Annotated in this window: 16 protein-coding genes; 12 read left to right on the forward strand and 4 right to left on the reverse strand. The window is 72.7% G+C overall.

The window, feature by feature from the left end; genetic code table 11:
- Positions 1–56: 56 nt before the first annotated feature.
- Positions 57–1,076: a LacI family DNA-binding transcriptional regulator gene (locus ACFVU2_RS20785; RefSeq protein WP_387878515.1), complete on the forward strand. Its 1,020-nt coding sequence runs from the start codon at positions 57–59 to the stop codon at positions 1,074–1,076.
- A gap of 18 nt (positions 1,077–1,094) precedes the next feature.
- Here ACFVU2_RS20785 and ACFVU2_RS20790 read toward each other — a convergent pair whose 3' ends face one another.
- Together ACFVU2_RS20790 and ACFVU2_RS20795 are read right to left on the reverse strand one after the other, a co-directional pair.
- Positions 1,095–4,034, reverse strand: a complete 2,940-nt coding sequence (locus tag ACFVU2_RS20790; protein ID WP_387878517.1) for an AAA family ATPase — start codon at positions 4,032–4,034, stop codon at positions 1,095–1,097.
- A gap of 73 nt (positions 4,035–4,107) precedes the next feature.
- Positions 4,108–4,386 (reverse strand): hypothetical protein, encoded by a 279-nt coding sequence (locus tag ACFVU2_RS20795; protein ID WP_387878520.1) that lies wholly within the window; start codon positions 4,384–4,386, stop codon positions 4,108–4,110.
- A 121-nt stretch (positions 4,387–4,507) separates the two neighbouring features.
- On the opposite strand from ACFVU2_RS20795, the gene ACFVU2_RS20800 reads away from it, so the two are divergent.
- Positions 4,508–5,101: an NADPH-dependent FMN reductase gene (locus ACFVU2_RS20800; RefSeq protein ID WP_387878523.1), complete on the forward strand. Its 594-nt coding sequence runs from the start codon at positions 4,508–4,510 to the stop codon at positions 5,099–5,101.
- Here the strand turns inward: ACFVU2_RS20800 and ACFVU2_RS20805 are convergent.
- On the reverse strand, positions 5,076–5,588 hold the full coding sequence (locus ACFVU2_RS20805) for a metallophosphoesterase family protein (RefSeq protein WP_387878525.1): 513 nt from the start codon (positions 5,586–5,588) through the stop codon (positions 5,076–5,078). The genes ACFVU2_RS20800 and ACFVU2_RS20805 overlap by 26 nt on opposite strands.
- A 48-nt stretch (positions 5,589–5,636) precedes the next feature.
- Here ACFVU2_RS20805 and ACFVU2_RS20810 point away from each other — a divergent pair, with 48 nt between their 5' ends.
- From ACFVU2_RS20810 to ACFVU2_RS20855, 10 genes are all read left to right on the forward strand, one after another.
- On the forward strand, positions 5,637–6,665 hold the full coding sequence (locus ACFVU2_RS20810; RefSeq protein WP_387878528.1) for an aldo/keto reductase: 1,029 nt from the start codon (positions 5,637–5,639) through the stop codon (positions 6,663–6,665).
- 87 nt (positions 6,666–6,752) lie between these two features.
- Positions 6,753–7,832: an adenosine deaminase gene (gene add / locus ACFVU2_RS20815; protein WP_387878531.1), complete on the forward strand. Its 1,080-nt coding sequence runs from the start codon at positions 6,753–6,755 to the stop codon at positions 7,830–7,832.
- Between the two features lie 11 nt (positions 7,833–7,843).
- Complete coding sequence (locus ACFVU2_RS20820; RefSeq protein WP_387878533.1) at positions 7,844–8,569, forward strand: GntR family transcriptional regulator; 726 nt, start codon at positions 7,844–7,846, stop codon at positions 8,567–8,569.
- A gap of 140 nt (positions 8,570–8,709) precedes the next feature.
- Entirely contained in the window at positions 8,710–9,732 is a 1,023-nt protein-coding gene (locus ACFVU2_RS20825) for a BMP family ABC transporter substrate-binding protein (RefSeq protein WP_387878536.1), read from the forward strand.
- A 25-nt stretch (positions 9,733–9,757) separates the two neighbouring features.
- On the forward strand, positions 9,758–11,257 hold the full coding sequence (locus ACFVU2_RS20830; protein ID WP_387878539.1) for an ATP-binding cassette domain-containing protein: 1,500 nt from the start codon (positions 9,758–9,760) through the stop codon (positions 11,255–11,257).
- Positions 11,254–12,339 (forward strand): ABC transporter permease, encoded by a 1,086-nt coding sequence (locus ACFVU2_RS20835; protein WP_387878543.1) that lies wholly within the window; start codon positions 11,254–11,256, stop codon positions 12,337–12,339. Before ACFVU2_RS20830 ends, ACFVU2_RS20835 begins: the two co-directional genes overlap by 4 nt.
- The gene (locus ACFVU2_RS20840) at positions 12,336–13,322 is read left to right on the forward strand and encodes an ABC transporter permease (protein WP_387878546.1); all 987 of its coding nucleotides are present in this window, start codon (positions 12,336–12,338) and stop codon (positions 13,320–13,322) included. Before ACFVU2_RS20835 ends, ACFVU2_RS20840 begins: the two co-directional genes overlap by 4 nt.
- The gene (locus ACFVU2_RS20845) at positions 13,319–14,467 is read left to right on the forward strand and encodes an acyl-CoA dehydrogenase family protein (protein ID WP_387878549.1); all 1,149 of its coding nucleotides are present in this window, start codon (positions 13,319–13,321) and stop codon (positions 14,465–14,467) included. The genes ACFVU2_RS20840 and ACFVU2_RS20845 overlap by 4 nt, the downstream gene beginning before the upstream one ends.
- 2 nt (positions 14,468–14,469) lie before the next feature.
- Entirely contained in the window at positions 14,470–15,843 is a 1,374-nt protein-coding gene (locus ACFVU2_RS20850; protein ID WP_387878552.1) for an NtaA/DmoA family FMN-dependent monooxygenase, read from the forward strand.
- A 95-nt stretch (positions 15,844–15,938) separates the two neighbouring features.
- The gene (locus ACFVU2_RS20855) at positions 15,939–16,394 is read left to right on the forward strand and encodes an iron chaperone (RefSeq protein WP_387878555.1); all 456 of its coding nucleotides are present in this window, start codon (positions 15,939–15,941) and stop codon (positions 16,392–16,394) included.
- 3 nt (positions 16,395–16,397) lie between these two features.
- Here ACFVU2_RS20855 and ACFVU2_RS20860 read toward each other — a convergent pair whose 3' ends face one another.
- A complete protein-coding gene (locus tag ACFVU2_RS20860) occupies positions 16,398–17,936 on the reverse strand; it encodes a methyltransferase (protein ID WP_387878557.1) in 1,539 nt (512 codons plus the stop codon).
- Positions 17,937–17,959 lie beyond the last annotated feature (23 nt).

Raw genomic sequence — 17,959 nt, forward strand, 5'->3', positions numbered from 1 at the left:
GAGGGCGCCTCGGTCAAGCGAGGCCCGTGAACACGAGAACCGGACGAGGAGCAACGATGCAACCGGCCAGTATCCGGGATGTCGCGCAGCATGCGGGCGTCTCCGTCGGCACCGTCTCGAACGTCCTCAACCGCCCCGACGAGGTCTCGGCGGAGCTCGTGGTGCGCGTCACCCGCTCGATCCAGGCGCTCGGCTACGTGCCGAACGACGCGGCCAGGCGCCTCCGCAAAGGCGTCAGCACCATCGTCGGATTCGTCGTGCTCGACGGGCAGAACCCGTTCTTCAACGATGTGGTCCGCGGTGCGGAGGACGAGGCGTCGAAGCACAGCATCGCCATCCTCTACGGCAACACCGACGAAGACGTCGACCGTGAGCGCCTCTACCTCGACCTGTTCGAGGAGCAGCAGGTGCGCGGCGTGCTCATCGCCCCGTTCGGCGATATCCAGCCGCGGCTCGAGCACCTGCGCCAGCGCGGCATCCGTGCCGTGCTCGTCGACCGCTTCGGCGGCAGCAGCCGGTTCAGCTCGGTCTCGGTCGACAGCGTCGCCGGGGGCCGGATGGCGGTCGAGCACCTGATCGACACTGGTCGGCGGCGGCTCGCCTTCGTGGGCGGACCGTTCGAGATCCGGCAGGTGCAGGATCGGCTCGCCGGAGCACGGGTCGCGGCCGAGAACGCCGTCACCCCGGTCGAGCTGGAGGTCGTGGCGACCTCGGCGATGACCGTCGAGCAGGGTGCGGAGGCGGGGGCGCGCATCCTGAGCCGCCCGCGCCACGAACTGCCGGATGCGCTCTTCGCCGCCAACGACCTGATCGCGCTCGGGCTGCTGCAGGCGATCGTCGCCGACGGTCGCGTGGTGGTCCCGGACGACATCGCGATCATCGGGTTCGACGACATCGCTTTCGCCGGCGCTGCGGCCGTGCCCCTCTCGTCGATGCGGCAGCCGCGCTCGATGATCGGGCGCACGGCGCTCCGCATCCTGTTGGAGGAGACGGCGGACGCCGAACTGATCCCCCGGCAGACCGTGTTCCAGCCCGAGCTGGTCGCCCGGCGCTCGACGGCGCCCAAGGCCCGCTGAGCCGACCGACGCGCTGCGCTACCGGACGGACTGGCCCGCCCGATAGACGGCCTCGGTCCGGGACGACGCTCCCACCTTGCGCAGGATGCTCGACACGTGGACGCTCGCCGTCTTGGCGCTGATGAAGAGCCGCTCGCCGATCTGCTTGTTGCTGAGGCCCTGCTCGATCAGCGCGAGCACCTGCTCTTCACGCTCCGTCAGCGGGGCGCCGGGGCCCGACGCTCCCACCGCCGCCCGGACGCCGCGCGGCGCGGTGAGCGCTGCTGCCGCGGACGCGATGAGTCCGTAGCCGAGCGCCTCGGCGATGGCGACGGCTTCAGCGGCGAGCCGGTCGGCTGTCGCGCGATCCCCCGCGGCGATCGCCACCCGCGCCGCTCTGGCGAGGGCGTACGGGTGCAGGTGCGCGGGCGCGAGCGGCGAGCTCGTGGCCGACACGGCACTGCTCCACGCGTCGACGGCGACCGCCCAGGCGTCGGAGGTCTCGGTCGGCGCGGCCGCTGCGTGCACCGTCGCGAGCTCCGCGGTGGTCAGAGCACCCCACACCGGCGCAGTGGGCCAGTCGGCCAGCCGGGCCAGCGCCGCTTCGACGCCGGCCGCCTCGGCACAGAGGTCGAGCGGCTCGCCCGATGGTGCACGGTCGGCCAGGGCACGGTCGGCCAGCGCGCGGTCGGCCAGCGCGCGCGCCGCCGCAGCGATGACCGGGAGGTCCTTGGCCGGGATGGAGCGGTGGTCGTCATCGATGACGACGCGCGCCTCGTCCCACGCGCACCGGGCGTCGCCGCGGGCGAGCGCGACTTCGGCCTCGATGCGTGCGACGCCGAGGAAGGACTGGGCCTCGAGGTCTCCCTGCAGCCGTAGCCCCGACCGCCACCGGCGCAGGAGCGCGTCGGCGCCCTCCACGTCGCCACGCCAGAGCGTCAGCCAGAGTTTCAGATGCTGCAGGTGGGCGCGGAAGCTGGGGGGCGGGTCCAACGCGAGCGCGGGGTCGAGCAGGGCCTCCGCCCGGTCGAGCCGGCCGAGCGCGAGGAGGGGCTCGATCGTGTTGGACGAGAGGATCACTCCCGACGTCCGCTCCACTCCGCGCTCGCGAGCGCGGGCGGCTCCGGCCTCCGCCAGCTCCACCGCGTCGGCGTAGCGGCCGAGCCCGTTGAGGGCGTCGGACGTGTTGACCGCGTGCCGCAGCAGCGCCGCGGTGTCCCCGTCGGCGACGACACGGGCCCGCTCCAGCTCGTCGAGACCGCGCTCGATCTCGCCCGACGCGATGAGCGCGCAGCCTCGGATGTTGTGCGCGATCGAGAGCCGCGGATCGCGGGCGTCCCCGATCTCCTCGATGGCCTGGGTGGTCGTCTCGACGGCCTCGCCGAACCGGGCGGACAGCATCAGCCGGGCCGCGAGCTCGGCCAGCAGCTGCGGACGCAGGGCGTCGTCGGGCGCGACCGAGCCCGGAGGCACGATCGCCAGCGCCTCCCGCAGCAGCTCGATGCCGCCGGGCCGGTTGAGGTTCGTGAGGTACTGCGCCTTGTCGCGCAGCAGGCGTGCATGCCGTGCCGGTTCGAGGCCGGCGGGATCATCCAGTGCGACCGCGACCAGCGCGAGCGCCCGTTCGCTGTCGCCGGCGTTGCGGAGCGCCGACGCCGTTCGCGCCTGCAGATCCACCCGGCTGAGGCCGCTCAGCGCCTCGGCGTCGGGCACCCGCTCCCAGAGTTCGAGTGCACGGTCGCCCATCGCGGCCGCCGTCGCGTACGCGTAGGACCGGCGGGCCTCGTCCATGGCCTCGACGGAGGACGTGAAGGCGCGGCGCAGGTCGTGCGCGGCCATCCAGTGGGTCGAGAGCTGGATGGCGGAGCGCTGGGGCTCGGCCTCCAGCGCCTCGGCGTAGCGGGTGTGGAACCGGGTGCGCTCGCCCGGCAGGAGGTCGGCGTGGACCGCCTCGCGCACCAGGGCGTTGCGGAACGAGTACTCGGTGGTGTCGGCGGCCAGCACATTGGCGACGACCGCCTCGCGCGCGGCGGCGTCGAGCTGTTCGGGCGTGCCGTCGAAGACGGCGGTGAGCAGGTCGTGCTCGACGCACACCCCACCGGCCGACACGATGCGCAGCAGGCGTTGCGCCGGCTCGCTCAGCCGTTCGTAGCGGGCGAGCAGCAGTTCGCGCAGCGTCTCGGGCAGGTCGTCGCCGGTGGCGAGGCCGTCGATGCCGGCGAGCTCCTCGACGAAGAACGGCACGCCCTCGCTGAAGCGGTTGACCTGGTCGACCGTCGCGGCGTCGGGCACGCAGCCGAGCAGCAGCTCGAGCTGGGCCGCGACCTGTGCACGGGTGAGACGCCCGAGCTCCCAGCGGGTGACCCGCCTGGTCCGCTCGAGCTCGGCCAGATAGGCCCGGAGCGGGTGTCCGCGCGACACCTCGTCGCTCCGGTAGCCGAGAAGCACCAGCACCCGCCCGCGCTCGCTCATGCGCACCACGAACCGCAACAGTTCGAGGGTGGAGGTGTCGGCCCAGTGGATGTCGTCGACCGCCAGCACCAGCGGGCGCTCGGCCGAGAGGTTCTCGAGCAGCACGGTGACGAGCTCGTAGAGCCGCTCGGCACCGGCACGCACCGGCACGGAGGTCTCGTCCGCGAGTTCGGGCAGGAGAGCGGAGAGACCGCCCGCCCCCGGGCCGGCCGCCGCCAGCACGGCGTCGACGCCGACCACCTCGATCAGGCGGCGCAGAGCCGCCGCGAAGGGCGCATAGGGGGCTCCATCGCTGCCGAGGTCGACGCAGCGCCCGAGCAGGACGGTGGCGGACCCGGACGCGTGGTCGAGGAACTCGGTGATCAGCCGGGTCTTGCCGATGCCCGCCTCGCCGCCGATGACGACGGCACGCGTTCCGCCGGCGGCGACCGCTTCGAGCTCGTCGCGCAGCGCCGCCAGATCGGACTCCCGCCCGATCATCGTGGGGCTCGACGCCGGTGATCGCATGCCTCCATGCTGGCACGCGCCACCGACATCGGCAGCCCGCCTCCCGGACGTTCTGCGGAGGGCGGAATGCGGCTCACCGGCCGGTGCGCGCGAGCTCGCGTGCGGGCGCCTCCGGGGTGGTCCCGGCGTCCGGCCGCGCCCCCGCGTCGGGCTCGGCGACGACGGCGTCCGCATCGCTCACACGACTAGCGCGACGCGAGCGGTGCACGACCCGGCGGGCCTCGGCGGCCTCGCGCCACCGCACGACGACCCCGCGCTCGCGCACCTGCCGCAGCAGCTCGCGCTCGGCCAGGCGTCGTGCGTCCTCCGCGGCGTTGACCCGTGCGGTCACATACTCTTCGAGCAGTTGCATCGATCCATCCCTCTCGTTCTTTCCGACCACCTCAGACTGCTCGCTAAGGCATCGGGCGAGCATCGGGCAGATGCCCTATTCCGGGCTTCCGCTCGGCGGGGACCGGGTGCAGTCTGGCGGCATGGCAACGATCAACGTGCTGCAACCGCCCTACCGGGTCGGCTACTTCGTGGGCAGCCTCTCCACGCAGTCGATCAACCGCCGCCTCGCGCGCGCCCTCATCCGCCTCGCCCCGACCGAGCTGGAGTTCACCGAGATCCCGATCGGCGGCCTCCCGCTCTACAATCGCGACCTCGACGGCGACTTCCCCGCCTCCGCCCTGGAGTTCAAGGCCGCCATCGCCGCGCAGGAGGCCCTGCTCTTCGTGACCCCGGAGTACAACCGCTCCATTCCCGGGGCGCTCAAGAACGCGATCGACTGGGCGAGCAGGCCGCACGGCGAGAACGTCATCGCGCGCAAGGCGACCGCCGTCATCGGGGCCTCGACCGGTGCGATCGGGACGGCCGTCGCGCAGCAGCAGCTGCGCAGCGTCCTCAGCTTCCTGCAGGCGCCGCAGATGAACGCGCCGGAGGCCTACCTGCAGCTGAAGCCCGGGCTGATCGAGGAGGACGGCACCGTGACGAACGAGGGCACCGAGGCCTTCCTCCGCAGCTTCATGGTCTCGTTCTTCGAGTACATCGAGCGCGTGCTCACGGTCGTGCCGAAGCCCGTGTGACGGGGACGAGTCGGACATCCAGCATGGCGCCCTCCGCCACCGTCGCCGTGAGGTAGGTGCACTCCGGCTGCCGCCGGCGGTCCGTGGGCGAGCCCGGGTTCAGGAGGCGCAGCCCGCCCGGCGACTCCGTGTCCCACGGGATGTGGGAGTGCCCGAAGACCAGCACGTCCGCGTCAGGGAAGTCCCGGTCGGCCCGAGCCTCCCGCCCCGCCGCTGGCCCGGTCTCGTGCACGACTGCGAACCGCAGCCCGCCGAGTTCCACCCGCGCGACCTCGGGCAGTCGCGCGCGCAGCCCGGGCCCGTCGTTGTTGCCCCAGACGCCGACGAGCCGCCGGGAGCGGTCCTCGAGCAGGTCCAGTGTGGCCGTGTCGACCCAGTCGCCGGCGTGCACGACGACGTCGGCCTCCTCGACGGCGGCGAGGACCTGCCCGGGCAGTGCCCTGGCCCGCTTCGGGACGTGGGTGTCGGAGATCAGGAGCAGCTTCATCCCTCCGAACGGTAGGCGACGGGACCGCTCGGGGCTAGCTTCGCGGGTATGGAACTTCGCAACCTCGGAAACAGCGGGACCATGGTCTCGGAACTGGCCCTCGGCACGATGACGTTCGGCGCGGAGGCCGACGAACCGACGTCGTACGCCATCCTGGAGCGCTACCTCGACGGCGGCGGCACGTTCGTCGACACGGCCGACGTCTACAGCTCGGGAGTCTCGGAGTCGATCATCGGACGCTGGCTCGCACAGGGCGGCCGCCGCGACGGGATCGTGCTCGCCACCAAGGGCCGCTTCCCCATGGGTGCCGGCCCGAACGACCTCGGCCTCTCCCGCACCCACCTGCGCCGCGCCCTGGACGACTCCCTGCGCCGCCTCGGCGTCGAGCACATCGACCTCTACCAACTGCACGCGTGGGACGGGCTGACCCCGGTGGAGGAGACCCTGCGCTTCCTCGACGACGCCGTGTCGGCCGGGAAGATCTCGTACTACGGGTTCTCGAACTACCTCGGCTGGCAGCTGACGAAGGCCGCGCGGCTCGCGGCCGAGCACGGCTGGGCGCCGCCGGTCACCCTGCAGCCGCAGTACAACCTCCTGGTCCGCGGCATCGAGCACGAGATCGTGCCCGCCGCGCTCGACGCCGGCCTGGGCCTGCTCCCCTGGTCGCCGCTCGCCGGCGGCTGGCTCAGCGGCAAGTACCGGCGCGACCAGTCGCCGACGGGCGCCACCCGGCTGGCCGAGAACCCCACGCGTGGGATGGAGGCGTGGGATGCGCGCAACGCCGACCCGCGCACGTGGGAGGTCGTGGACGCGGTCGCGAGCGTCGCATCCGAGGTCGGCGCCAGCCCGTCGCAGGTCGCGCTCCGCTGGCTGGCGGACCGCCCTGCCGTCACGTCGGTCATCCTCGGCGCACGGACGGTCGAGCAGCTCGACGACACCCTCGGCGCCGCCGACGTCGTGCTCCCGGACGACCTGCGCCGCGCCCTGGACGACGCGAGCGCGCCACGCGCAGAGGTCTACCCCTACGGCGAGAAGGCGGTGGCGCAGCGGCACCGCAAGCGCGAGGGCGGGCGATAGCAGCAGCCTCGTGCGCCGACTTGTCAACAAGCCGGCGCGACGGTTAGAGTCGGCACGCTCCGCCCCGCGAAAGGACGCCCCGCGCCGATGACCTCCGTCCTACCCGAGATCGAGCGGACGGCTCGCGCCGCGCGCATCGACGAGTCCTGGATCCGCGCCCTGCCCAAGGCCGAGGTGCACGTGCACCTCGAAGGCCACTTCGGGCTGGTCGACCTGCTCGATCTCGCGAAGGCGGCGGGCGAGCCTCTGCCAGGACCGGCGGCCACCCTCTTCGACCTCACGACCCACCACGACTCCGGCGGCGCCGGCGATCTCGGGGCGTTCCTGCGCTTCCTCGACTGGGAGTGCGGGCTCGTGCGAACCGCGGAGCAGGCGGCGCGGCACGCCTACACCTTCGCCGCGCGGCAGACCGCGTCGGGCATCGGCTACACGGACGCGATCATCAACCCGACGCACTGGAGCGCATGGGAGGGACGCATCCCGGCTCTCTTCGACGCACTCGCGGCCGGGATCGACGAGGCGGAGCAGGACGGCCTGGCACCCGTCCGGCTCGCCTACTCGCTGCTCCGCCAGCAGACCGCCGGCGAGGGCCGCGAGGCCGCGGAGTGGCTGGCGACCGCCCGCCCACGGCATGTGGTGGCGCTGTCGATCGACGGCGACGAGCGCGACTCGGGCCGTGTCTCCGCCCGGTTCGCGGACGCGTTCGCGCGCGCCCGGGACGCCGGGCTGCACCGCACCGTCCACGCCGGCGAGTCCAGCGGGCCCGAAGGAGTGCGGGACGCCCTCGACCTCCTGCACGCCGAGCGCATCGACCACGGGATCCGTTCGGCGGAGGACCCGGCGCTCGTGCAGCGACTGGCCGACGAGCAGATCCCGGTCGGGGTGTGCCCGCGCTCGAACATCGTGCTCGGGATCTACGACGACTGGGCGCAGCACCCGCTCCTCACCCTGCGGGACGCGGGTGTGATCGTGACCGTCAACACGGACGACCCCGGACTGCTCGGGACGACGCTCGAGACCGACTGGGCCGTCTGCGCCGAGGCGTTCGGGCTCGATCGCGACGACCTGGCCGGCTTCGCGGTGGCGTCGATCGCGGCCTCGTTCGCCGACGACGACACGAAGCGCCGGATGACGGACGAGCTGGCCGCCGCTCTCGACGCCCGCTAGGTTCGGTGACTGTGACCGACCGAGCGGACGACAGGCGCCTGCACAACGAGCTGTTGCGCGAGGTGCGCGAGGCCGCCGCGGCGAACGCCCCGCTGCCGGGCGAACTGGAGTTGACGGCGCGACTCGGCTGCACCCGGCAGCAGCTGCGCAACGCGCTCGCCGAGCTCGAGCGCCAGGGCATCCTGCGCCGCCGGCAGGGCGCGGCGACGACCGTCGACCACGTCGGGCTGCGGATGAGCGTCCGGCTGGAGGATCAGTTCGAGCACACCGTGCTGCTGTCCCGGATGGGCTACCAGGCGGGCGTCGAGGTGCTGGAGTCCGCGGTCGTCGCGCTGCCGGAGCACATCGCCGCCCTCCTCGACGTGGAGGCCGGGCATCCCGCGCTGCGCAGCGTCAAGCGGTGGCGCGCCGACGGCGAACCCGCCATGCTCGCGTCCGGGTACCTGCTGCTCCCGGACGACACGGAGCGCGACCTGGACGAGTCCGTGTTCACCGCGGTCGCCCAGGCGTGGGGCGAATCCCTGGTGTGGGAGGTCGCGACGCCGGGGGCGGCCGCCCTCGCGGGAGCCGATGCCGAACGGCTCGGCCGGCCCGAGGGGACGCCGGTGCTCACGTTCGAGCTCATCGGCGTCTCGGTCAGCGGACGACGGCTCTTCTACGCCTTCGAGCACCACCTCCCCGAGGTCGTCCGCTACTCCTTCGTGCGCTCCGTGCGCCCGCCGTGGGACGCGCTCTGACCCGCTGATCCGGCGACTGTGGCGTTTCGTTACGGCCGACGTCGCGCTGCCGACGGGCGCCCGTGCACACTTATCGACAAGTTGCACCGCACCCCGTCCGCGACTTCGCCGTTCCGCCACCCCCGAAAGGCCCACCCGCCATGAAGCTGCGCTCCCTGCTCGCCCCGCTCCTCGCCGTGCCCGTCGTCGCCGTGCTCGCCGCCTGCTCCTCCGGCGCCACCGCCGACTCCACCTCCGCCGCCGCGGACAAGCCCAAGGTCGCCGTCGTGCTCGGCGGACTGGCCAACGACGGCGGCTTCAACCAGTACGCCGCCGACGCGGCCCACGCCCTCGAGAAGAAGGGCGAGATCACCGCCCAGATCCGCGAGTCCGTGACCAGCTCGTCCGACGCCGAGGCCGCCTTCCGCCAGTACGCGTCGCAGGGCTACGACCTGATCATCGGCTGGGGCCTCGACTTCAGCAACTCGGTGTTCACCGTCGCGAAGGAGCTGCCGAAGGCGCACTTCGTCGCCACCGGCTCCGCCGACATCCTGGACAAGGCCACGGCCAACGTCGAGACCTGGACCTACGCCAGCGACCAGCAGGGCTACCTGACCGGCTGGGTCGCGGGCAAGACCGGCCTCTCCCCCATCGGCGTCGTCGACGGCCAGCTCGCTCCGTTCAACGAGACCTCGTACAAGGCGCTCTCGGTCGGCCTGAAGGCCGCCAACCCGGCCGCCACCGAGCTCAAGCCGATCTTCACCGGCAGCTGGGAGGACCCGACGCTCGCGAACCAGGCCGCCAAGGCCCAGATCGCGGCGGGCGCCAAGCTGATCGTCACCGGCGCCGAGGGCTACACCTCGGGCGTCCTCTCCGCGGCGAAGGCGGGCGGCATCGCGACCCTCGGCGCCTCCAGCACGTCGTCGTCCGACGCGAAGTCCGTCAACGTCGGCCTGGTGAAGCTCGACTTCACCCCGACCCTCGAGGAGATCGTGGGCCACCTGAAGAAGGGCGACTTCGGAAAGCACAGCTACACCTCCACCATCGCCAACAAGGGCCTGATCTTCGCCGACATCAACGCCGTCGACGCGGCACCCGACCTGCCCACCGACATCGCCGCGCAGGTGGACGAGCTCGCCAAGAAGCTCGCCAGCGGCGAGGTCACCATCCCGGCCATCGGCTGACGACCAGGCAGACCGCAGCCACGCGATGACCACCTCCCTCGCCCTCCTGGGCGCCTCCAAGTCGTACGGAGGCGCCCAGGTGCTGCATGCCGTCGACCTGACCGTGCAGCCCGGCAGCATCCACGCCCTCGTCGGCGAGAACGGCGCGGGCAAGTCCACGGCCCTCAAGATCCTCGCCGGTCTGGAGCAGCCGACCGCGGGCACGGTGACGGTGGACGGCGAGGCCGTGGTCTTCTCCGGGCGCGCCTCGTCGATCCGCCACGGGATCGGTCTCGTGCCGCAGCAGCTCAGCCTGATCCCCGAGCTCACCCTCGCGGAGAACCTCATCCTCGGGCAGCCGGAACGACTCGCCCGGCGCGGTCGCGCCGCCCGGCTGCTGCGGGAGGCCGCGGGCTCGGCGGGGCTCGCCATCGAGCCCGACGTGCGCGTGCGCGAGCTCGGCCTCGCGCAGCGCCAGCTCGGGGAACTCGCCATCGCACTGGCCCAGGGCGCGCGCATCCTGCTCCTCGACGAGCCGACTTCGGCGCTCGGCCCGTTCGAGACCGCCGCCCTCTTCGACCGCGTGCGCTCGCTCGCGTCCGCGGGCTACGCTGTGCTGCTGATCACCCACCGGCTCGACGAGGTGCGTCTCGTCGCCGACACCGTGACCGTGCTGTCGCACGGCCACGTCACCCTCTCCTCCCCCGTCGACGACGTCTCGGACGAAGACCTCGTGCGGGCGATGGTCGGGAGCGTCCCTCCCGTGCCCCGCCGCGAGCACAGCATCGCCGGCGAGGCCCGCCTTCAGCTGCGGGATGCGTCGACCGGCACGCCGGGGACGGGGATCGACCGCATCAGCCTGAGCGTGCGCGGCGGCGAAGTCGTCGGCGTGCTGGGGGTGGCCGGCAACGGGCAGACCGCCCTCGCGGAGGCGGCCGCCGGCATCCTCCGGCTGCGCTCGGGCACGGTGGAGGTCGACGGGGCGCCGGTCGCCGGCCGCCCCGACCGGGCCGCGCAGGCCGGTCTCGCGTACGTGCCAGAGGTCCGCATCGACGCCCTCCTCCCCGATGCGCCGCTGACGCGCTCCGCCGTGCTGCGCACGCTCGGCCTCCACGGGCGCTTCCTGCGCCGCGGCCGCATCGACGCACGTGCCGTGCGCGCGTTCACCTCCGCCCTGCTCGAACGGCACGACGTGCGACCGCGCGACCCCGACCTCCCGGCACGCGCCCTCTCGGGCGGCAACCAGCAGAAGCTCCTGGTCGGCCGGGAGCTGGACGGCGCACCCGCCGTCGCCGTCCTGCACGGGCCCACCCAGGGACTCGACCTGCACGCCAGCGCCGTGATCCGCGGCGAAGTGCGGGCTGCAGCAGCAGCCGGCACCGCGGTGCTGCTGGTCAGTGCCGACACCGACGAGATCCGCGACCTCGCGGACCGCATCCTCATCCTCTCGAAGGGACGCATCGTGGACAGCCTCGACGCCGCCGACTTCGACAGCGCCCGCATCGGGCGCGGCATGGCCGGTCTCGGCGCGGAGGCCGGCGCATGACCGGCCTCGCCGCCTGGCTGCTCCGCCGCCGCGGGCAGCTGATCGCCGCGCTCTACGTCGTGGCCGGCTTCGCCGTCGTACTCGTGCTCGTCGTCGCCACCGGCGGCGACCTCGGAGCCGCCCTCGGCGGGTGGTTCACCGGCGCATTCGGCGACGGCTACAACCTCACCCAGACCCTCTCCAACGCCACCCCGCTCGCGCTGGTCGCGATCGGTGTCTCCGTGGCGCTGCGCGCGGGCGTCGTCACGGTCGGCGCGGAGGGGCAGCTGATCGTCGGCGCGATCCTCTCCACGGTGGTCGCCCTGCTGCTCGGCCCGGACGCCAGCCCCGCCGTCGCCCTGCCGCTCGGCGCCGTGGCGGGCGTCGTGGGCGGCATGCTCTGGGCGCTCCCGGCCGCCGTCGCCAAGATCCGCTGGAACGTCAACGAGATCCTGTTCACCCTGCTCGCCAACTACCTCGCCGTCTCGCTGCTGACGTATCTGCTGCGGACCGCGCTGCGCGATCCGGAGACCAATGCGAGCCCGCAGTCGCCGCCCCTCCCGCTGCCCTCGCAGCTGCCGCAGCTCCCGGTCTCCGGCCGCATCCACGTCGGCATCGTCATCGTCGCGCTGATCCTGGTCGGCGCGTGGTGGTGGTCGCGCACGCGGAACGCGTTCGTGCTCGAGGTCTACGGGTCGCGGCCCGTGCTGGCCGCGCGGCTCGGTCTGACACCGCGGTCCGCCGTGCTCACCGCGCTCCTCGTGTCGGGCGCCGCCGCGGGCCTCGCCGGCTGGATGCAGGTCGCCGGAGTGACCCAGCGCCTCGAGCCGTCCGTCTCGGGAGGGATCGGCTTCGCGGGCCTCGCCGTCGCCGTGCTCGGGCGGGGCAACCCGATCGGCATCGCGATCGCCGCCATCGTCTACGCCGCCCTGGGCACCGGAGCCGCAGGCGTCCAGATCGCCACCGGCACGACCCCCACCGCCATCGGCACCGTCACCCAGGGCATCCTGCTGCTGACCGCCGCCCTCGCCCTGGCGGCCCTCCAGCTCAGCCGCCGGGAGAAGGCCGACACGATCGCGGCGAAGACGGAGGTCGCGGCATGAGCCCGATCGACTTCTGGACCGTCGTCCTCGCCGGCGCCCTGGCCCTCTGCGCGCCCATCGTCATCGCCGGACTCGGCGAGATCTTCCTCGAGCGCACCGGCGGGTTCAACGTCGGCATCGAGGGCATGATGCTCGTCGGCGCGGTCTTCGGTGTGCTCGGATCGCACCTCGGCGGCGTCTGGACCGGTGTGCTCGCCGGCATCCTCTCCGGGCTCCTCCTCGGTGCACTGATGGGCGTCGCCTCCGCGATCGCCAAAGCCGACATCGTCATCGTCGGCATCGCGATCGGGCTGCTCGGCGCCGGGCTCAGCGTCTTCCTCTACCAGGCGGTCAACCCGGCGGGCGCGACGAACCAGACCGTGCAGACGCAGCCTCCGCTGCACCTCCCCCTGCTCGAGGCCGTCCCGGTGATCGGCCCCGGCCTCGCGCAGGCCGGCGTCTTCTTCTACCTCTCCATCGTGCTCGTCGTCCTCGCCTGGCTCGTGCTCGACCACACCCGCTTCGGGCTGCGGCTGCGCGCGGTCGGCGACGACGAAGGGGTGGCCCGCACCCGCGGCATCTCGCCGGTGCGGTTCCGCCTCGGCGCCGCCGTGATCGCGGGAGGCTTCGCCGGACTCGCCGGAGCCACCGTCCCCCTGGCGAGCATCGGGACGTTCTCCCCCGGCATGACCGGAGGCGCCGGCTTCGTCGCCCTCGCCGTCGTGATCATCGGCCGTCGCACCCCGTTCGGCCTGATCGCCGGCGCGCTGCTCTTCTCGTTCTTCAACTCGCTCGCGCTGCTCGCGCAGACCCAGAGTCTGGGTCTGCCGGTCGAGCTGTTCCAGGCGCTCCCGTACCTGGCGACCCTCGTCGTGCTCTGCGTGGTCTCCCGCCGCGTCTGGCGGCGGAGCCGCGTCGTCCACCGGGACTCCGCCCCCGCGGCCCCCGCTGTCCCCGCACCGCCGACCCCCGAAACCGCCCCCGAGCCCGAAGGAGCCCGATGACCGCCCCGACCAGCCTGCACGACATCCCCGACGCCGAGCGCGCCCTGCTCGAGAGGGTCGGCGCGCTCGCCGCCGGCTTCGAGACCGAGGCCGCCGGGCACGACGAGCGCGCGGAGATCGCGGTCGGCAGCCTCACCGCGCTGCACGCGGCGGGCCTCAGCCGCGCGACGCTCCCGGAGCATCTCGGCGGCGACGGTCTCAGCTATCAGGCCTTCGGCGAAGTCGTGCGCGTGCTCGCCGCCGCCGACCCGTCGATCGCCACCATCGTGACGATGCACACCGGCGCGGGGGTCGGACTCGCCGAGCTCACCCGCGAGAAGAAGGGCTCCTTCTTCGCCGACGAGTTCCTCGCCGGCAAGCGCTTCGCCAACGCGCTCTCGGAGCCGACCAGCGGCAACCGCTTCCTCAACCCCCAGCAGGCGGCTCGGCCGACCGAGGGCGGCTGGCTGCTCGACGGCGCCAAGCGGTTCGTCTCCGGCAGCGAGATCGCCGACTACCTGCTCGTCAACGCGCTCGTCGACGACGCCCCCACCTTCTTCGCCGTGATCCCCGACGAGACCGTCTCGATCATCCCGATCTGGGACACGCTCGGGCTGCGCGCGACCCGGAGCCAGCTCCTGTCGTTCAGCGACACCCTCCTGAGCGAGGAGCACCGCGGCCGCGCGCCCGGGCCGGGCGACTTCGCCGCGGTGCCGGCCGGCCTCCCCGCGATCTCGCTCGGCATCGCCGACGCGGCCCTCGCCGCGCTCGTCGATCACGCCAAGAACCGGTCCATCCTCGGCAAGCCGCTCTCGCACCAGCAGTGGATCCAGCACGAGGTGGCCGACGCGCAGTCGCGGCTCGAGGCGGTGCACGCCTTCTTCCAGCGCACGCTCGCCGAGGCGGACGCGGGGCGGCCCGAGTTCTTCCCGAACCTGTCGCGCTCGAAGTACCTGGCGAACAAGATCGCGGTGGAGGTCGCACAACTCGGCGTGCGCGTCGGCGGCGCCTCCGGCTACCTGAAGCAGTCGCCCATCCAGCGCCACCTGCGCAACGCCCAGGCCGGCCAGCTCATGGCGTACTCGACCGAGGTGCTCGCCGGCGAGATCGGCAAAGAGGTGCTGGGCGTCGTCGAGACCCCCGCGGAGAACGAGCAGGTGGCCTGACCATGACCGACCGTCAGCGGATGATCTTCAACGCCTTCAACATCTTCTCCGTCTCGCACCACGACCAGGGGATGTGGGCGTGGCCGGGCAGCAAGCAGCTCGACTACAACTCGGTCGACTACTGGGCCGACATCGCCCGTCTGCTGGAGCGGGGCCGCTTCGACACCCTGTTCTTCGCCGACGTGCTCGCGCCGTACGAGGCCTTCGAGAACTCGCGGGAGCGCGCCGTCTACAGCGGCATGCAGTTCCCGATCAACGACCCCGGCGAGCTCATCCCGGCGCTGGCCTACGCGACCGAGAACCTCGGCTTCGTGCTCACCCAGAACATCCTGCAGGAGCCGCCGTACGCGTTCGCCCGCAAGATGTCGACGCTCGACCACCTGACGCGCGGCCGCATCGCGTGGAACATCGTCACGACGTTCCTGCCCGGCGCCGGCCGCAACCTCGGCCTCGCCGGCCTGCCCGAGCACGAGGACCGCTATGCCCGCGCCGACGACTTCGTCGACGTGGTCTACAAGCTGTGGGAGGCCAGCTGGGAGGATGACGCCGTCGTGCGCGACCTCGTGCGCAAGCAGTACTCCGACCCGGCGAAGGTGCACGAGATCAACCACGTCGGCCCGTTCTACGACGTGGTCGGCCCGCACCTCACCGAGCCGTCCCCCCAGCGCACCCCGTTCCTGATCCAGGCCGGGGTCTCGCCGCGCGGCCGCGACTTCGCGGGCCGCAACGCCGAAGGGCTGTTCATCAACGCGCTCAGCCCGGCGGAGGCCGCACCCGTCGTCGCCGACGTGCGCGCCGCCGCCGTGCGCCATGGGCGGCGGGCGCAGGATGTCAAGCTGTTCGGCATCCTGGGCTTCGTCGTCGGCAGCACCGAGGAGGAGGCGAAGCGGCTCCACGAAGAGATCACCGACTTCCAGAGCATCGACGCCAACCTCGCCAAGCAGAGCGTGTTCCTCGGCTACGACTTCGGACAGCTCGACCCGAAGGAGCCGATCAGCGAGATCGCGAAACGGCCTGAGGGCCAGGAGGGCATCGTCGGCAAGCTCATCGGGATGTCCCCGCGACCGGACTACACGATCGGCGAGCTCGTCCGCTGGTTCGGCAACCTGCGCGTCGTCGGCACTCCCGAGCAGATCGCGGACCACGTCGAGGCCTGGCAGGACGCCGGAGTCGACGGGATGAACGTGCAGTACGTCGTCTCCCCGGGCTCGTTCGAGGACTTCGTCGACCACGTGACGCCCGAACTCCAGCGCCGCGGGATCATGCAGTCCGAGTATCGCGAGGGCACTCTGCGCGAGAAGATCTTCGGCAACGGGCCGTACCTGCCCGACGAGCACCGCGCCCGCGGCTTCCGTCGCGCCGCCTTCGGCGCCTGACCCGTCACGATGTGGAGGTGGTGAGCAGGATCCGAGAAGCGGCGCGCGCTCGGATGCGGGAGGCTGGGCTCACCAGAGACCACAGGAGGAACGCCATGAGCCCCGCACAGTCCGACGACGACGGCTTCACCGCCGAGGAGCGCGCCGCCATGAAGGAGCGCGCCCAGGAGATCAAGGCCAAGCGCGCGTCGAAGAAGCTCTCGAAAGAGGAGCAGGCCGCCGCCGATGCGGCCGAGGTCCAGGCGAAGATCGCCGAGATGACGCCGGAAGAGCAGGTCATCGCCCGCCGCTTCCACGATCTCGTCGCCGAGTACGCGCCCTCGCTCGTACCGAAGACCTGGTACGGGATGCCGGCCTACGCCAAGGGCGGCAGGAACATCGTCTTCTTCCAGCCCGCCACGAAGTTCAAGGCACGCTACTCGACCATCGGCTTCAACGATCCGGCGCAGCTGGACGAGGGCACCATGTGGGCGACGGCGTTCGCCGTCGTCGAGCTGACACCGGCCGACGAGAAGATCATCGCCGCCCTGTTGGAGAAAGCGGCGGGCTGAGCCTCAGTCCTGCGGCGGCACGCTGAGGAGCCCGTCGACCAGCATCCCGCGCACCGCCGGGAGCAGGTCGGCGCGCAGGGCGTCCTCGTCGACCTCCAGCAGCTGGGCGAGCGCACCGACGATCGCGGCGACGCTGAGTTCCCCGTCGCTCGCGCCGACGAGGGCGGCGAGGCCGGTGTCGGCGGAGACGGTGCGGCCGAACCCGCCGCCCTGGCGCAGTAGGATCGCGGTCGGAGCATCCGACCCCGGCCAGAGGTGGCGCTCCTCCGTGACGTCGCCGGCGACGGAGAGGCGGAGGGTCCCGAGGGTGTCGTCGTCGAGCGCGGTCTGCAGGTCGTGAGCAGCGAGCGCCGCATCGAGAGCGACGCCCAGCCCGGCCTCGATCGCCCCGAGCGAGCCGTGGATGCGCTCGAACCGCCGCAGCGTCGGAACGCCCTCGGCCCGGCGCAGCAGCAGGTAGCCGAAGCCGACCTGCCGCACGCCGCGCGCCTCGAAGTCGTCGAGCCACGCGCCGAGCAGCTCGTCGAACGCCGGGGTGCCCGGACGGGTCCCGCCGTCGCGGATCCAGGTCTCCGCGTAGCCGGGGGCGTCCTCGGTGTCGCGCTCGATCACCCAGGCGTCGAGCGGCGTCGCCGAACCGTCGATCCAGCCGCGCACCCGGTCGAGGGCGTCGGCGTAGCCGTGGTACTCCCAGTTGCCCAGCAGCTGGGCGACGCCTCCGGGCTCCAGGTGCTCGCCGCATCCGGCGACGAACGCCTCGACGAGCGCGTCGCCGACCATCCCGCCGTCGCGGTACTCGTAGGCCGGCACCCCGTCGACGCGCGGGGTGATCACGAACGGCGGATTGGACACGATGTGGTCGAACCGCTCCCCGGCGACGGGCTCGAACATGCTGCCCAGCCGGAACTCGATGCCGTCCACCCCGTTGAGCTCGGCGTTCAGCGCGGCGAGCTTGAGGGCACGCGGCGAGATGTCGGTCGCGACGACCCGGTCGGCGTGGCGGCGCGCGTGGAGCGCTTGGATGCCGCACCCCGTCCCGAGGTCGAGCGCCCAGCGCGCGGGCCGCTGCAGCATGAGCCCGCTGAGCGTCATGGAGGCGCCTCCCACCCCGAGCACGTGGTCCTCCGGCAGCGCGTGGCCGAGCGCCAGCTCGCCGAGGTCCGACACGATCCACCATTCGGCCGGCCCGAGGGCGTCGACGAACGCGTACGGGCGCAGGTCGACCGCCGGAGCGACGACGCCGCCTTCGCGGCGCAGCAGGCCGAGAGCCGCCGCGCCGTCGGTCCCGAGGGCGGGCAGAGCCGATCGCGCCGCGTCGGCGGGCACGGCGCGACCGAGCACGAACAGGCGCGCGAGCGTCGAGAGCGCCGACTCCTGCAGCCGGCCGAGTGCGCGTTCGGCGGGCACGCGCTGACCGCGATGCAACGCCTCCGCAGCCTCCTCGCCCCAGAGGTCGGTCAGAGCCGCGACGGCGAATCCCGCCCCGGTCAGGTCGGATCGGAGTGCGGCGATGGATGCGGCGCGGTCGGCGGGTGAGCTCACCGGACCATTCAAGCAGGGAGCAG

It is taken from the genome of Leifsonia sp. NPDC058194, from assembly GCF_042883605.1.
Lineage (GTDB): Bacteria > Actinomycetota > Actinomycetes > Actinomycetales > Microbacteriaceae > Leifsonia.

Excerpts from the sequence above, each read along its gene's own strand:
- ACFVU2_RS20830 (WP_387878539.1), top strand. The coding sequence starts at position 9,758 with ATGACCACCTCCCTCGCCCTCCTGGGCGCCTCCAAGTCGTACGGAGGC.
- ACFVU2_RS20790 (WP_387878517.1), bottom strand. The coding sequence starts at position 4,034 with ATGCGATCACCGGCGTCGAGCCCCACGATGATCGGGCGGGAGTCCGAT.
- ACFVU2_RS20800 (WP_387878523.1), top strand. The coding sequence starts at position 4,508 with ATGGCAACGATCAACGTGCTGCAACCGCCCTACCGGGTCGGCTACTTC.
- ACFVU2_RS20805 (WP_387878525.1), bottom strand. The coding sequence starts at position 5,588 with ATGAAGCTGCTCCTGATCTCCGACACCCACGTCCCGAAGCGGGCCAGG.
- ACFVU2_RS20810 (WP_387878528.1), top strand. The coding sequence starts at position 5,637 with ATGGAACTTCGCAACCTCGGAAACAGCGGGACCATGGTCTCGGAACTG.
- ACFVU2_RS20845 (WP_387878549.1), top strand. The coding sequence starts at position 13,319 with ATGACCGCCCCGACCAGCCTGCACGACATCCCCGACGCCGAGCGCGCC.
- add (WP_387878531.1), top strand. The coding sequence starts at position 6,753 with ATGACCTCCGTCCTACCCGAGATCGAGCGGACGGCTCGCGCCGCGCGC.
- ACFVU2_RS20855 (WP_387878555.1), top strand. The coding sequence starts at position 15,939 with ATGAGCCCCGCACAGTCCGACGACGACGGCTTCACCGCCGAGGAGCGC.
- ACFVU2_RS20840 (WP_387878546.1), top strand. The coding sequence starts at position 12,336 with ATGAGCCCGATCGACTTCTGGACCGTCGTCCTCGCCGGCGCCCTGGCC.
- ACFVU2_RS20825 (WP_387878536.1), top strand. The coding sequence starts at position 8,710 with ATGAAGCTGCGCTCCCTGCTCGCCCCGCTCCTCGCCGTGCCCGTCGTC.
- ACFVU2_RS20835 (WP_387878543.1), top strand. The coding sequence starts at position 11,254 with ATGACCGGCCTCGCCGCCTGGCTGCTCCGCCGCCGCGGGCAGCTGATC.
- ACFVU2_RS20795 (WP_387878520.1), bottom strand. The coding sequence starts at position 4,386 with ATGCAACTGCTCGAAGAGTATGTGACCGCACGGGTCAACGCCGCGGAG.
- ACFVU2_RS20785 (WP_387878515.1), top strand. The coding sequence starts at position 57 with ATGCAACCGGCCAGTATCCGGGATGTCGCGCAGCATGCGGGCGTCTCC.
- ACFVU2_RS20850 (WP_387878552.1), top strand. The coding sequence starts at position 14,470 with ATGACCGACCGTCAGCGGATGATCTTCAACGCCTTCAACATCTTCTCC.